Source organism: Nocardioides panacihumi (assembly GCF_039530925.1).
GTDB lineage: Bacteria > Actinomycetota > Actinomycetes > Propionibacteriales > Nocardioidaceae > Nocardioides > Nocardioides panacihumi.
The window spans coordinates 21,111-33,590 of the sequence record NZ_BAAAPB010000004.1; the positions used below are offsets into that span (position 1 = coordinate 21,111).

At 71.0% G+C, this 12,480-nt stretch carries 14 protein-coding genes and 1 tRNA gene; 12 read left to right on the top strand and 3 right to left on the bottom strand.

From position 1 onward, the window contains the following. Nucleotides 1–34: 34 nt before the first annotated feature. Entirely contained in the window at nt 35–1,114 is a 1,080-nt protein-coding gene (locus tag ABD205_RS16150) for an ATP-dependent DNA ligase (protein WP_344046495.1), read from the bottom strand. Nucleotides 1,115–1,220: 106 nt separating this feature from the next. Here ABD205_RS16150 and ABD205_RS16155 point away from each other — a divergent pair, with 106 nt between their 5' ends. From ABD205_RS16155 to ABD205_RS16185, 7 genes are all read left to right on the top strand, one after another. Beyond that, a complete protein-coding gene (locus tag ABD205_RS16155; protein ID WP_344046497.1) occupies nt 1,221–1,652 on the top strand; it encodes an FAD synthase family protein in 432 nt (143 codons plus the stop codon). Nucleotides 1,653–1,659: 7 nt separating this feature from the next. Continuing rightward, complete coding sequence (locus ABD205_RS16160) at nt 1,660–3,297, top strand: class I SAM-dependent methyltransferase (RefSeq protein ID WP_344046499.1); 1,638 nt, start codon at nt 1,660–1,662, stop codon at nt 3,295–3,297. Continuing rightward, nucleotides 3,297–3,551: a DUF6752 domain-containing protein gene (locus ABD205_RS16165; RefSeq protein WP_344046501.1), complete on the top strand. Its 255-nt coding sequence runs from the start codon at nt 3,297–3,299 to the stop codon at nt 3,549–3,551. Before ABD205_RS16160 ends, ABD205_RS16165 begins: the two co-directional genes overlap by 1 nt. A 14-nt stretch (nt 3,552–3,565) precedes the next feature. Beyond that, nucleotides 3,566–5,116, top strand: coding sequence for a class I SAM-dependent methyltransferase (locus ABD205_RS16170; protein WP_344046503.1), 1,551 nt, complete (start codon nt 3,566–3,568; stop codon nt 5,114–5,116). Then, nucleotides 5,116–5,301, top strand: coding sequence for a DUF6752 domain-containing protein (locus ABD205_RS16175; protein ID WP_344046505.1), 186 nt, complete (start codon nt 5,116–5,118; stop codon nt 5,299–5,301). Before ABD205_RS16170 ends, ABD205_RS16175 begins: the two co-directional genes overlap by 1 nt. Then, nucleotides 5,288–6,841: a class I SAM-dependent methyltransferase gene (locus ABD205_RS16180; RefSeq protein ID WP_344046507.1), complete on the top strand. Its 1,554-nt coding sequence runs from the start codon at nt 5,288–5,290 to the stop codon at nt 6,839–6,841. The genes ABD205_RS16175 and ABD205_RS16180 overlap by 14 nt, the downstream gene beginning before the upstream one ends. Before the next feature lie 146 nt (nt 6,842–6,987). Beyond that, nucleotides 6,988–7,066 (top strand) — tRNA-Gln (locus tag ABD205_RS16185). A gap of 65 nt (nt 7,067–7,131) precedes the next feature. Here the strand turns inward: ABD205_RS16185 and ABD205_RS16190 are convergent. Further along, complete coding sequence (locus tag ABD205_RS16190) at nt 7,132–7,416, bottom strand: GlsB/YeaQ/YmgE family stress response membrane protein (protein WP_344046509.1); 285 nt, start codon at nt 7,414–7,416, stop codon at nt 7,132–7,134. Between the two features lie 179 nt (nt 7,417–7,595). Between ABD205_RS16190 and ABD205_RS16195 the strand changes: the two genes are divergently transcribed. Together ABD205_RS16195 and ABD205_RS16200 are read left to right on the top strand one after the other, a co-directional pair. Next, entirely contained in the window at nt 7,596–8,006 is a 411-nt protein-coding gene (locus ABD205_RS16195; protein WP_344046511.1) for a YkvA family protein, read from the top strand. Nucleotides 8,007–8,039: 33 nt separating this feature from the next. Further along, entirely contained in the window at nt 8,040–8,831 is a 792-nt protein-coding gene (locus ABD205_RS16200; protein ID WP_344046513.1) for an LLM class flavin-dependent oxidoreductase, read from the top strand. Nucleotides 8,832–8,839: 8 nt separating this feature from the next. On the opposite strand, the gene ABD205_RS16205 is transcribed toward ABD205_RS16200, so the two are convergent. Beyond that, complete coding sequence (locus ABD205_RS16205) at nt 8,840–8,992, bottom strand: hypothetical protein (protein ID WP_344046515.1); 153 nt, start codon at nt 8,990–8,992, stop codon at nt 8,840–8,842. 127 nt (nt 8,993–9,119) lie between these two features. On the opposite strand from ABD205_RS16205, the gene ABD205_RS16210 reads away from it, so the two are divergent. The 3 genes from ABD205_RS16210 to ABD205_RS16220 are packed head-to-tail and all read left to right on the top strand — an operon-like array spanning nt 9,120 to nt 12,052. Then, nucleotides 9,120–9,509, top strand: a complete 390-nt coding sequence (locus ABD205_RS16210) for a DUF2237 family protein (protein WP_344046517.1) — start codon at nt 9,120–9,122, stop codon at nt 9,507–9,509. A gap of 17 nt (nt 9,510–9,526) precedes the next feature. Then, nucleotides 9,527–11,032, top strand: a complete 1,506-nt coding sequence (gene glmU / locus ABD205_RS16215; protein ID WP_344046518.1) for a bifunctional UDP-N-acetylglucosamine diphosphorylase/glucosamine-1-phosphate N-acetyltransferase GlmU — start codon at nt 9,527–9,529, stop codon at nt 11,030–11,032. 48 nt (nt 11,033–11,080) lie between these two features. Next, a complete protein-coding gene (locus tag ABD205_RS16220; protein WP_344047533.1) occupies nt 11,081–12,052 on the top strand; it encodes a ribose-phosphate diphosphokinase in 972 nt (323 codons plus the stop codon). Nucleotides 12,053–12,480: the final 428 nt, after the last annotated feature.

Consider the following 12,480-nt stretch of genomic DNA (forward strand, 5'->3'; position numbering starts at 1 on the left):
GGCTAGCCGTTCCCGCGGTCGCGGAGACCACTGACTAGCCGTTCAGCACTTCTCCGAGGTCGTAGGACACGGGCTCCTCGAGCTGGTCGTAGCCGCACGACTCCGGGTCGCGGTCGGGGCGCCAGCGCTTGAACTGGGCGGTGTGCCGCAGCCGCCGTCCCTCCATGTGGTCGTAGCCGACCTCGAGGACGCGCTCGGGCCGCAGCGGGACGAAGGAGAGGTCCTTGCCCTGGGACCAGCGCGACTGGGTGCCGGGCACCCGGTCGGGGTTCGCGGTCAGGAACTCGGCCCACCGCCCCCACGGATGCTCCTCCAGCGGCACCTCGAGGGGTCGCAGCTCCTCGACGAGCTCGGCGCGCCGCTTCGCGGTGAAGGAGGCCGAGACCCCGATGTGCTGGAGCTGCCCGTCCTGGTAGAGCCCGAGCAGCAGGCTGCCGAGCAGCGGCTGGTCGTCGGTGGAGTTCTTGTGCAGCCGGTAGCCGGCGACGACCACGTCGGCGGTACGCGCGTGCTTGATCTTGAGCATGGTGCGCTGGTTCGGCGCGTACGCCGCGGCCAGCGGCTTGGCGACCACCCCGTCGAGCCCGGCACCCTCGAACTGGCGGAACCACTGCTCCGCCTCCGCGGGATCGGTCGTGGTCCGGGTCAGGTGGCACGGTCCGGCGGCCGGGAGGTCCGCCAGCGCCGCCTCGAGGGCTGCGCGCCGCTCGCTGAACGGGCGGTCGACGTACGACTCGTCGCCGAGCGCGAGCAGGTCGAAGGCGACGTACGACGCGGGCGTGCTCTCGGCGAGCAGCTTGATGCGCGAGGCGGCCGGGTGGATGCGCTCCTGGAGCACCTCGAACTCGAGCCGGTCGCCCGACGCCACGAACAGCTCGCCGTCGAGGACGCACCGCTCGGGCAGCTGCTCCTTGACGGCGGCGACGACCTCGGGGAAGTAGCGCGTCAGCGGCTTGGTGTTGCGCGACGCGAGCTCGACCTCGTCCCCGTCGCGGAAGACCAGGCACCTGAAGCCGTCCCACTTCGGCTCGAAGCTGTGTCCGCCGGTCGTCGGGACCGACGCGACCGACTTGGCTAGCATCGGCAGGACCGGGGGCATGACCGGAAGATCCACGGCCCGAGCCTAGTTGAGCGGCGCGCGCGACGGCGGCGGGTGATTCGGCCGCCGCAGGTGACCTCACCTAGGCTGGCAGGCAAACGCAGGAAGACAGGAACGTTGCATGAGCGAGATCGTCGGGTACGTCCCGGGCGTCTTCGACCTCTTCCACGTCGGGCACCTCAACATGCTCCGGCAGGCTCGCAGCAGGTGTGACGTGCTCGTCGCCGGCGTCGTCTCCGACGAGATGTGCGAGCTCGGCAAGGGCATCCGGCCGACCGTCCCGCTCGAGGAGCGTGTCGCCATCGTCGACGCGATCGGCATCGTCGACGCGACGTACGTCGAGGTGACCCTGGACAAGCGCGACTCCTGGCGCGACGTCGGCTTCCACCGCCTGTTCAAGGGCGACGACTGGAAGGGCATGCCGAAGGGCGACCGCCTCGAGAAGCAGATGGCCGAGGTCGGCGTCGAGGTCGTGTACTTCCCGTACTCCATCCAGACCTCCAGCACCGCGCTGCGCAAGCACCTCGCCCGCGGCGGGGAAGCCGCGTCGTGACGGCGGCATGAGCGGGCCGGCTGTGCCGACGCGCGCGACGGTCGGCCGGGTGGCCATCAACGACGCCGGGCTCTTCGTCAAGGGCTTGGGCGCCGACAGCCCCGCCGTCCTGGTCCACTTCGACGACCAGCACATCTGGTCGTTCACACCGGGCGCCGACGGGGTGCAGCGCAACGGCGGCACCTCGATCGCCTGGCCGGACGTCCTGCGGCCCTTCCTCGACGGCTCGACGCGGGTGCGTCTGGCCAACCTCGACGGCTCCGAGGTGTACGGCGACGAGGAGCACCGGTTCGGGTCCGGGCAGGAGCGGGTCCGCTTCGTCGACCGGGCCGGCCACCCGTACGCCGTCGACAAGATGGGCCACCTCACCCGCTCCTTCGAGTCGACCTCCGACGAGGTCAAGCGGGAGATCCTCGAGGGCACGCAGGTCGTCATCCGCGAGCTGGCCGAACGCTGCGGCGTCGAGGCCTACCTGGGGTACGGCGCCCTGCTCGGCGCCGTTCGCGAGGGCGGCATGATCGCGCACGACTCCGACACCGACGTCTGCTACTTCAGCCGCCACACCGTCCCGGCCGACATCATCCTCGAGACCTTCCGCATCGAGCGCGAGCTGAAGGGGCTGGGCTGGGACGTCCTGCGGATGTCCGGGGGCGACCTCAAGGTCATCTGGCCGCTGAGCGACGGCCGCCGCGTCCACATCGACATCTTCTCGTCGTTCGTCGTCGACGACGTCTTCTACGTGCTGGGCAACCGCAGCGGGCGCCTCGACCTCGACGCCCTCCTGCCGCTCGGGAGCGTGACGCTCGACGGCTACGACTTCCCGGCGCCGCGCGACCCTGAGGCGCTCCTCGTCTACTGGTACGGCGAGACCTGGCGCGTCCCCGACCCGGCCTTCAACCCGGTCGAGGACCGCCACGCGATGGTCCGGCTCGACGGCTGGCTGCGCGGCTTCCGCCAGGGCATGAGCGGCTGGACGCCGCTGCTGCGCGGCTCGGCGAAGGCCACCTCGAAGGTGCCCACCGACGGCTCCGACTTCGCGGCGTGGGTGCACGAGCGGATCGGCCCCGACGAGGCGGTCCTCGACCTGGGCGCCGGCAACGGGCGCGACAGCGTCTGGCTCGCCGCCCAGGGGCACCCCGTCCGCTCCTCCGACTACTCGCGCCGGTCAGCGGTCGAGGTGCAGGCCCTCATGAAGCGCCTGGGCGTGACGAACGTGTCGCCGCGCCAGGTCATCCTCAACGAGACCCGGCACGTCTTCCACCTCATCGCGCTGCTCTCCCGCGAGCCGCACCACATCTACGCGCGGCAGCTGGTGGGGTGCCTCGACGACGCCGCGCGGGAGAACCTCTTCCGCGTCGGCGCCTCCGTGCTGCGCGGCGGCCGGTCGATGTGGCTGGAGTTCGCCGTGCCGCACCCCGGAGCGTCCGACCCGCAGCCACGCGGGCTGGTCCGCCGGGTCGACCCGGGCGTACTCACGGCGGAGATCGAGCGCAGCGGTGGGCGTGTCGCACACCTCGAGGTCGCCCCGGGCGTCGACATGTTCGATAATCCAGACCCGGCCGTGGCCCGGATGCGCGTCACCTGGCCCGCCGGGCCCCGCGCGGACAAGGCCGACACGTCGGCCGACGAGAAGGAGAGTGTCTGATGGCGAGCGCCAAGGGCGAGAAGGCCAAGGACGTCGCACGCAAGGTGCGCGACCGCGTGCGCGCGTCGGGCGTGTTCGACCGCAGCCTCCGCGGCCGCGTGCAGCGCCTCGAGCAGGAGCTCGAGGCCGACCGCCAGCTGCACCGCAAGATCGCCGAGCTCTCCGACGTCGTCGCCGAGCTGCTCGTGCCGATCCAGGACCGTGACGAGGAGCGGGTCGCCGAGGTGCTCTCCCAGTACCGGAAGACGATCTGACCGAGGATCCGTCGGTGACATCGACAGAGATCACGGCCGAGATCACGGCGGAGGGCATCTGGCTCGCCGAGCCGCCGTCCGAGCCGGTGATGGTCCACTTCGACGGCCGCTACCTGTGGTCGTTCACGCCCGCGCGCGACGGGCAGCCCCGGGCGGACGGCAGCTTCGTGCCGTGGCCGGGCAACCTCGTGCGCTTCCTCGACGGCGTCGTGCGGATCCGCCTGCAGGACGTCGACGGCGAGCACGTCTGGTGGGACGCCGAGCATCAGTTCGGCACGTCGACCGAGCGCGTCGCCGTCGTCGACAAGGAGGGCGTCCCGCTGTCGGTCGACAAGGTCGGCCACCTCGGCCGCTCCTTCCTGGAGACGCCGGAGGAGGTCAAGCAGGAGCTGCTCCAGGCGACCCTGGAGGTGCTGACCGTGCTGCGCGAGCAGTGCGACGCCGACGCCTACCTCTGCTACGGCGCCCTGCTCGGCGCCGTGCGGAACGGCAAGATGATCGGGCACGACTCCGACGTCGACGTCTGCTACTACAGCCACCGGACGACGCCGGTCGACATCATCCTCGAGAGCTACCGCATCGAGCGGATCGTCCGGGCCCAGGGCTGGACCGTGACGCGGATGTCCGGCGCCGACATCAAGGTCGTCCGGAAGCTCTCCAACGGCGCCAAGTGCCACATCGACATCTTCGGCGCCTTCACGATCGGCGGCACGTTCTACCAGCTCGGCAACCGCAGCGGCGACTTCGACGCCGCGGCCCACCTCCTGCCGCTCGGCACGGTCATGTTGGAAGGCGTCGAGTTCCCGGCGCCGAAGCACCCCGAGGCGATGCTGTCCTTCGTCTACGGGCCGCACTGGCGCGTGCCCGACCCGTCGTTCGTGCACCGCGACAACCCGTTCGGCGTCATCCGGCTCAACGGGTGGCTGCGCGGGTTCCGCGACGACCTGCCGCTCTGGAACGACGTCTACGACCAACGCGCCGGTCAGGTCCAGCGGGAGCCTTCGGACTTCGCCCGGTGGGTGGGGGAGCAGCTCGCCCCCGGCGACAAGGTCGCCGACCTGGGCGCCGGCACCGGCCGTGACACGCGCTGGTTCGCCGAGCAGGGACACGACGTACGGGCCGTCGACTTCTCGCGTCGCTCCTTCGCGCGCACCCGCCGGATCGACGGCGTCCGCTCCGACCAGACCATGTTCAACGAGCTGCGCCGCGTGCTGATCCTCGGCACGCGGCTCGCCCGGGACCCGCACCACCTGTACGCGCGCGAGCTGCTCGGCTGCCTCGACGAGGCCGCCCGCGCCAACCTGTTCAAGCTCGGGTCGATGTCGCTGCGCCGGGGCGGTTCGATGTTCCTGGAGTTCTCGGCGACGCTCGCCGGAGCGCTGCCGCCGGACCCCGGCCACCTCGTCGCCCGGCTCGACCCTGACAGGGTGGCCGCGGAGGTCGCCGCCAGCGGCGGCAGGATCGACTACCGTGAGACCGCCGAGGGCGTCGACATGTTCGACGCACCCGACCCGGCCGTGTGTCGTATGCGGATCACCTGGCCACACCCGAAGGAGAACCACTGATGGCCGGCATCGAGACCCTGGGCGAGCGCGTGGCGCGGCTGGAGCAGGAGGTCGCCGCCAACCGCATCCTCCGGCGGAGGGTCGAGGAGCTCACCGAGCAGCTGGCGCAGGTCCTGGTCGCGGTCCAGGACAAGGACCACGCCAGGGTCGAGGAGCTCCTGGCGGCGTTGCGTGGCTCGATCTGAGATCAGCGAGCAGGGGCTCGTCCTCGTCGAGGCGCCGGCCGTCCCCCTGCTGGTCCACTTCGACACCCAGTACGTCTGGTCCTTCACGCCCGGACGCGACGGCACGACCGACGGCGACGTCTTCCGCATCCCGTGGCCGCACGCGATGCGGCCGTTCCTGTCCGGGACGACGCGCGTGCGGGTCGCGACGTACGACGACGACCTGGTCCTCCACGACGACGAGGTCACCTTCGGCGCCGGTGGGGGACGCGTCGCGTTCGTCGACGAGCAGGGTGCGCCGTACTCGATCGACAAGGTCGGCCACCTGACCCATGCCTTCGAGGAGACCGCTGACGACGTCAAGCGTGAGCTGCTCGAGGCGACGCACACCGTGCTGCGCGAGCTGCGGGAGCGGTGCGGACTCGACGCCTACCTCTGCTACGGCGCGCTGCTCGGGGCCGTCCGCCAGGGCACGATGCTCGGGCACGACTCCGACATCGACCTCTGCTACTACACCGGCCACACCGCGCCGGCGGACATCATCGCCGAGAGCTACCGGATCCAGCGGGCGCTGCGCTCGCTCGACTGGCGCGTGCTGCGGATGTCGGGCGGCGACATCAAGGTCTTCTGGCCGCTCTCGGACGGGCGTGAGGCCCACATCGACATCTTCTCGGCGTTCACGATCGACGGCACTTTCTACCAGTTCGGCAACCGCAACGGGCGCTTCGACGCCGGCGAGCACCTCCTGCCTCTCGGGACGGTCACGCTCGAGGGCGAGGAGTTCCCCGCGCCGAAGCATCCCGAGGAGATGCTCTCGTTCATCTACGGCCCCAACTGGCGCGTGCCGGACCCGGGCTTCCGCTACCAGGACGACCCGCGCGGCACCCGTCGGCTCGACGGCTGGTTCCGCGGCTTCCGGACCGAGGTGCCGGCCTGGTCGAACGTCTTCAAGGCGCCGATGCTCGACCGCGTGCCGACCGGGCCGTCCTCGTTCGCGCGGTGGGTCGAGCCGCAGCTCGGCGAGGGCGCGAAGGTGGTCGACGTCGGCGCCGGCACCGGTCGCGACGCGTTCTGGCTCGCCGCCCAGGGGCACCCCGTGCTGGCGACCGACTTCTCGCTGACCGCGCTCAGCCACATCCGCCAGCTCCGCGACGCGAGGGACGAGGGTCGGGTCAGCATCGAGATGCTCGTCCTCAACGAGACGCGCCGGGTGATGTCACTCGTCGCGCCGCTGGCCCGGGACCCGCACCACCTCTACGCGCGTGGGCTGGTCGGCTCCCTGGACGAGCAGGCGCGGGACAACCTGCTGCGTTTGGCCGGTGCGGTGCTGCGGCGCGGCCAGTCGCTGTTCCTGGAGTTCTCGGCGACGGTGCCGGGCATCGACCTGCCGCTGCCGGAGCCGACCGGCCTCACCCGCCGCTTCGACCCCGACTGGCTCCGCAAGGAGATCGAGCGGCACGGCGGTGTGGTCGAGTTTGTCGAGATCGGCCCGGGGACCGATATGTTCGACCAGCCGGACCCGGCCGTGGCACGCATGCGGGCGGTCTGGCCCCATCCGTGAGGGTGGGCGGCACGCCGCCGCCGCGCTTGTCACGATCCCCGGTTGGTCTGCCGGACTGTGAACCAGTCCCGCAGGCGGGCCGGTAAGCAATCCCCGGTTGGTCTGCCGGACTGTGAACCCAGTCCCGCAGGCGGGCCGGTAAGCAATCCCCGGTTGGTCTGCCGGCAGGGCCCGCCTGACTTTGAATCAGGACTAGCGACGTAGGTTCGACTCCTACCCGGGGAGCAGGTTGACGCAGCACCGGCGCCGCCCGTGGTGTACGGGCGACGCCGGTGCGGTGGAGCTGTGGGTCAGAGGCGTCGGCCGACCCGGCTGCCGGAGTTGCGACCGGTGACGGTGGAGGCGATGACCACGAGCACCGCGGCGCAGATGATGGCCACGATCCAGCGGGTCCAGTCGATGCCCGCGCTGCCGTTGCCGCCGAAGGCGCTGTAGATGAACCAGCCGATGATCACGCCGCCGATGCCGCACAGGATCGTCAGCCAGAGCGGCGTGTTGTCCTTGTCTCCCGGTGCGACGAACTTGCCGAGCAGGCCGATGATGATGCCCGCGATGATGACGCCGATGATTTCCATGAGACCTCACTTCTGTCCAAGACATTGCTGTCCAGGCTGACATCAGGTCGTCAGCCCTCCCTGGACACGAGGTACCCAACCGCACCACTGTTCGATCATCGCGCGACGACGAGCCCTCCGATCACGGCCCCGGTCGCTGCCATCGGGGTCGTCTCGGACCGGGCTGGCACGATGGCAGGGTGAACCCCTGGTTGCAGGTCGCGGTCACCGTGCTCGCCGGTCTGCTGTGCGTGTGGCTCGCCCTGGTCGCGGTGCTGTACGTCGCCGGGCGCCGGTACGACGACCCGCCGCGGGTGCGCGAGATCCTCCGGCTCATCCCCGACGTGGTCCGGCTGCTGCACCGGCTGGTCAAGGACCGCAGCCTTCCCCGGGGCGTGCGACTGCGCGTGTTCGCGCTGATCGGCTACCTCGCGATGCCGATCGACCTCGTGCCCGACTTCATCCCGGTCGTCGGCTACGCGGACGACGTCGTCATCGTGGCGCTGACTCTCCGCTCGATCAGCCGGGTCGCCGGCGTCGACGCGCTCGACCGGCACTGGCCCGGCACCCCCGAGGGGCTCACCGCCCTGAAGCGGCTCGCCGGACTCTGACGCGCGCGGGGTCTGTCTGCGACGATGGGTCGCATGGAGCCGACGATCGGTCTCACCTTCCGGCCGCAGCTGCCGCCGGAGGAGCTGCAGGCAGTCGTGGGAGCCGCCGACGCGGCTGCTGTCGACGAGCTCTGGCTGTGGGAGGACTGCTTCCTCGAGGGCGGGCTGACCTCCGCGGTCGCTGCGCTGGCCTGGTCGACCAGGCTGAGGGTCGCCGTCGGCGTGCTGCCGGTCCCGTTGCGCAACCCGGCGCTCGCCGCCATGGAGGCGGCGACGCTGGCCCGGCTCTTCCCCGGGCGGTTCGTGCTCGGGCTCGGTCACGGCGTGCAGGACTGGATGCGCCAGGTCGGCGCCGGTGTCGACTCGCCGATGACGCTGCTGCGCGAGCACGCGACCGCGGTCCGTGACCTGCTCGCCGGGCGGACGGTCGACGTCGACGGTCGCTACGTCCGGCTCGCCGGGGTCACGCTCGACTGGCCGCCGCCCGAGCAGCCGGAGCTGCTGCTCGCCGGCCGGGGACCGAAGACGGTGCGGTTGGCCGGCGAGATCGCCGACGGGGTGATCCTGGACGGCGAGGGGACGCTGGACGACGTACGCCGCGCGCGCGACCTCGTCGACGAGGCCCGCGCGGCGGCTGGCCGTCCCGGCCGCGCCCGCGTGGTCGCGTACACGCCGGTCGACACGCGCCCGAGTGACCTCGCGAACCGGATCGCCGAGCTCGTCGCGGTGGTCGCCGCGGCAGGGGCCGACACGGTCGTGCTCGAGGCGCCCGAGGACGCGCCCGACCCGGGCCCGATCATCGAGGCGCTGGGCGACCTGCGCTGAATCGGGTGTCAGGCCGCGAGCGAGGCGCCGCCCGGAAGGCTCGTCGGCTCGCAGGCGCAGGTGTCGCTGCAGGCGAGGTAGGTGTGCACGGCGTGGCCGCAGCGCGGGCACGGCAGGTCGTGCGACAGGTGCGTCTCGTTGGTCTGGACGGTGTCCCACATGGCGGTGCCTCCTGTTCGGTGCTGCTCGGTTACACGCCCGCGTTCTCTCATTGAGGACCACGAACAGGGCCCTCTGGATACGACATCGCACCGACCGGAACGAGAAACTTTCTGACAGGCTGGAGCCATGTCCGACCTCAACGTGCTCGGCGGGCCGCTCGAGCCGTGCGGCACCGATCCGATGACCGGCTTCCACCGCGACGGCGACTGCTCGTGCGGGCCCGAGGACGTCGGGCTGCACGCCGTCTGCGCGGTGATGACGCGGGAGTTCCTGGACCACCAGGCGGCGGTGGGCAACGACCTGTCGACGCCCCGACCCGAGTTCTCCTTCCCGGGTCTGCGACCCGGGGACCGGTGGTGCGTGGTGGCGGCGCGGTGGCTCCAGGCGTACGCCGACGGGGTCGTCGCCCCCGTCGTCCTCGCCTCGACGAACCAGCGGGCGCTGGAGGTGGTCCCGCGCGAGGCGCTCGGCGCGGCGGGGGTCGACGTCCCCGACGACCCCGGCTCCCTTGTGTGAGTCCTAGGCTCGGCACCGTGACAGAGCTGACTGTTGTCGTCCTCGCCGCCGGCGGCGGCACCCGGATGAAGTCGAAGACGCCCAAGGTCCTCCACGAGGTCGCGGGCCGGAGCATGGTCGGGCACGTCCTGGCCGCCGTGCGCGCTCTCGGCCCGACACGCGTCGTCACCGTCGTCGGCCACCAGCGCGAGCTGGTCGAGCCGCACGTCAGCGGGCTGCTGCCCGACGGACTGCTCGCCGTGCAGGCGGAGCAGCTCGGCACGGCGCACGCCGTACGGATGGCGGTGGAGGCCGTCGGCGAGGTGACCGGCACGGTCCTGGTGGCGTACGGCGACACGCCGCTGCTGCGCGCGGAGAGCCTGCGCGCCCTGCTGGACGACCACGCGGCCGCGGGCAACGCCGTCACCATCCTGAGCGGCGTCGTGTCCGACCCGTTCGGCTACGGCCGGATCGTCCGTGGCGGCGACGGGGGAGTGGAGGCCATCGTCGAGGAGAAGGACGCCACCGACGAGCAGCGGTCGATCACCGAGATCAACTCGGGGATCCTCGCCTTCGACGCGACCTTCCTCGCCGACGCCCTCGGCAGGATCGGCAACGACAACGCCAAGGGCGAGTTCTACCTGACCGACGCGATCGCCCTGGCACGCGCGGGCGGCCGGCACGTCGGCGCCCGCCCGGTCGAGGACCCGTTCGAGATCGAGGGCGCCAACGACCGCGCCCAGCTCGCGGCGCTCGGCAAGGAGCTCAACCGACGCATCGTGACGGGCTGGATGCGCGACGGCGTCACCGTCGTAGATCCCGCGACCACGTGGATCGACGCCGACGCCGAGCTCGCCGCCGACGTGACGCTGCTGCCGGGCGTGCAGCTGCTGGGCGCGACGAAGGTCGACGAGGACGCGGTGGTGGGTCCCGACTCGACGCTGAAGGACTGCGAGGTGGGCGCCGGCGCCCACGTCGTACGCACCCACGCCGAGCTGGCCGTCATCGGCGCCGGCGCCGAGGTCGGCCCGTTCTCCTACCTGCGGCCGGGGACGGTCCTCGGCGCCGGAGGCAAGATCGGCGGCTTCGTCGAGACCAAGAACGCGCGGATCGGCGACGGGGCGAAGGTGCCGCACCTGTCCTACGTCGGCGACGCCGAGATCGGCGAGGGCACCAACATCGGGGCGGGGACGATCTTTGCCAACTACGACGGGGTCGCCAAGCACCGCACGCGGGTCGGCAAGCACGCGAAGACCGGCTCCAACAACACGTTCGTCGCGCCCGTGACGATCGGCGACGGCGCCTCGACGGGCGGTGGCACCGTCGTACGCGGGGACGTCCCGCCGGGCGCGCTCGCCGTCAGCGCCGGTCCGCTCCGCCTCATCGAGGGGTGGGCCCAGCGGCGGCGAGCCGGCACGAAGCAGGCGGCGGCCGCGGAGGCGGCGAGCGGTGCTGTCGGCGCGAGAACGCCGGGTGAACATGAGGCGTCTCACAACGACTCCCCGGAAGTTGGGGAGTCGGCTGCCGGTGCGTCAGAATCCTGAAGGATGCCCGATATCGGCGCCTCGAGGTAGGAGCGGCTTGTGACCGGAATGAAGAAGACCACCGAGAAGCACCTGATGGTCTTCAGCGGTCGGGCCCATCCCGCGCTCGCGGCGGAGGTCTCCGACCTGCTCGGGACCGACCTCGTCCCGACCAGCGCCTACGAGTTCGCGAACTCCGAGATCTACGTGCGCTACGAGGAGTCGGTGCGCGGCTCGGACGCCTTCGTGATCCAGAGCCACACCGCTCCGATCAACGAGTGGATCATGGAGCACCTGATCATGGTCGATGCGCTCAAGCGCGCCTCGGCCAAGCGGATCACCGTCGTGATGCCGTTCTGGGGCTACAGCCGCCAGGACAAGAAGCACCGCGGCCGCGAGCCGATCTCGGCCCGCCTCGTCGCCGATCTCTTCAAGACCGCCGGCGCCGACCGGATCATCAGCGTCGACCTGCACGCCGACCAGCTGCAGGGCTACTTCGACGGTCCGGTCGACCACCTGATGGCGCTGCCGATCCTCGCCGACTACATCAAGGACAAGTACGGCGACCAGGAGCTCGCCGTCGTCTCGCCCGACGCCGGCCGGATCAAGGTCGCCGAGCGCTGGTCGGCCCGGCTGGGCGGCGTACCGCTGGCGTTCATCCACAAGACGCGGGACATCAACCGGCCCAACGAGACCGTCGCCAACCGCGTCGTCGGTGACGTCAGCGGCAAGATCTGCGTGCTGACCGACGACATCATCGACACCGGCGGCACGATCGTGAAGGCCGCCGAGGCGATCATGTCCCACGGCGCCGCGGGCGTCATCCTCGCCGCGACCCACGCGATCCTCTCCGACCCGGCCGTCGACCGGCTCAAGAACAGCCCTGCCGTCGAGGTGATCGTCACCAACACGCTGCCGGTGGGCCAGGAGAAGCAGTTCGACAAGCTGACCACGCTGTCGATCGCCCCGATGCTGGCCCGTGCGATCCGCGAGGTCTTCGAGGACGGCTCCGTCACCAGCATGTTCGACGGGCACGCCTGATCCTCACGCCGAGTCGGCGCCTGACGGTGGGGCCGTCTTCGGGCCGGCGATCCAAACTGTTACGGTGATAGTTGGGGCCGGGCGACCAAACTGTCACGGTGATAGTTGGGGCGTTCGGTGATAGTTGCTAGGTGTCACCGCTGCCTCGAAGTGTCACGGTGATAGTTCGGGCCGCCGACCCAACTGTCACGGTGATAGTTGGGGCGGGCAAGGGGCAGCCAGCGCCGACTCGGCGTGAGGATTTCGGTGCGGGCCGGGGCCGGTCCTAGACTCGTCCAGTTGCCTCGGCGAGGGAGCCCCACTGACACAGGGACTCCGTGATCGACAGGGCTGGCTCACGCCGCGTGCCCTGACGGGTCGCGGCGTTCTGTGTTTGTCGGAGTCTCTCGGCCGGGTGTGGCCGACCTGAACATGTTCGATCAACTGAG

Excerpts from the sequence above, each read along its gene's own strand:
- ABD205_RS16155 (WP_344046497.1), top strand. The coding sequence starts at position 1,221 with ATGAGCGAGATCGTCGGGTACGTCCCGGGCGTCTTCGACCTCTTCCAC.
- ABD205_RS16160 (WP_344046499.1), top strand. The coding sequence starts at position 1,660 with ATGAGCGGGCCGGCTGTGCCGACGCGCGCGACGGTCGGCCGGGTGGCC.
- ABD205_RS16165 (WP_344046501.1), top strand. The coding sequence starts at position 3,297 with ATGGCGAGCGCCAAGGGCGAGAAGGCCAAGGACGTCGCACGCAAGGTG.
- ABD205_RS16175 (WP_344046505.1), top strand. The coding sequence starts at position 5,116 with ATGGCCGGCATCGAGACCCTGGGCGAGCGCGTGGCGCGGCTGGAGCAG.
- ABD205_RS16190 (WP_344046509.1), bottom strand. The coding sequence starts at position 7,416 with ATGGAAATCATCGGCGTCATCATCGCGGGCATCATCATCGGCCTGCTC.
- ABD205_RS16200 (WP_344046513.1), top strand. The coding sequence starts at position 8,040 with ATGGAGCCGACGATCGGTCTCACCTTCCGGCCGCAGCTGCCGCCGGAG.
- ABD205_RS16205 (WP_344046515.1), bottom strand. The coding sequence starts at position 8,992 with ATGTGGGACACCGTCCAGACCAACGAGACGCACCTGTCGCACGACCTG.
- ABD205_RS16210 (WP_344046517.1), top strand. The coding sequence starts at position 9,120 with ATGTCCGACCTCAACGTGCTCGGCGGGCCGCTCGAGCCGTGCGGCACC.
- ABD205_RS16220 (WP_344047533.1), top strand. The coding sequence starts at position 11,081 with ATGAAGAAGACCACCGAGAAGCACCTGATGGTCTTCAGCGGTCGGGCC.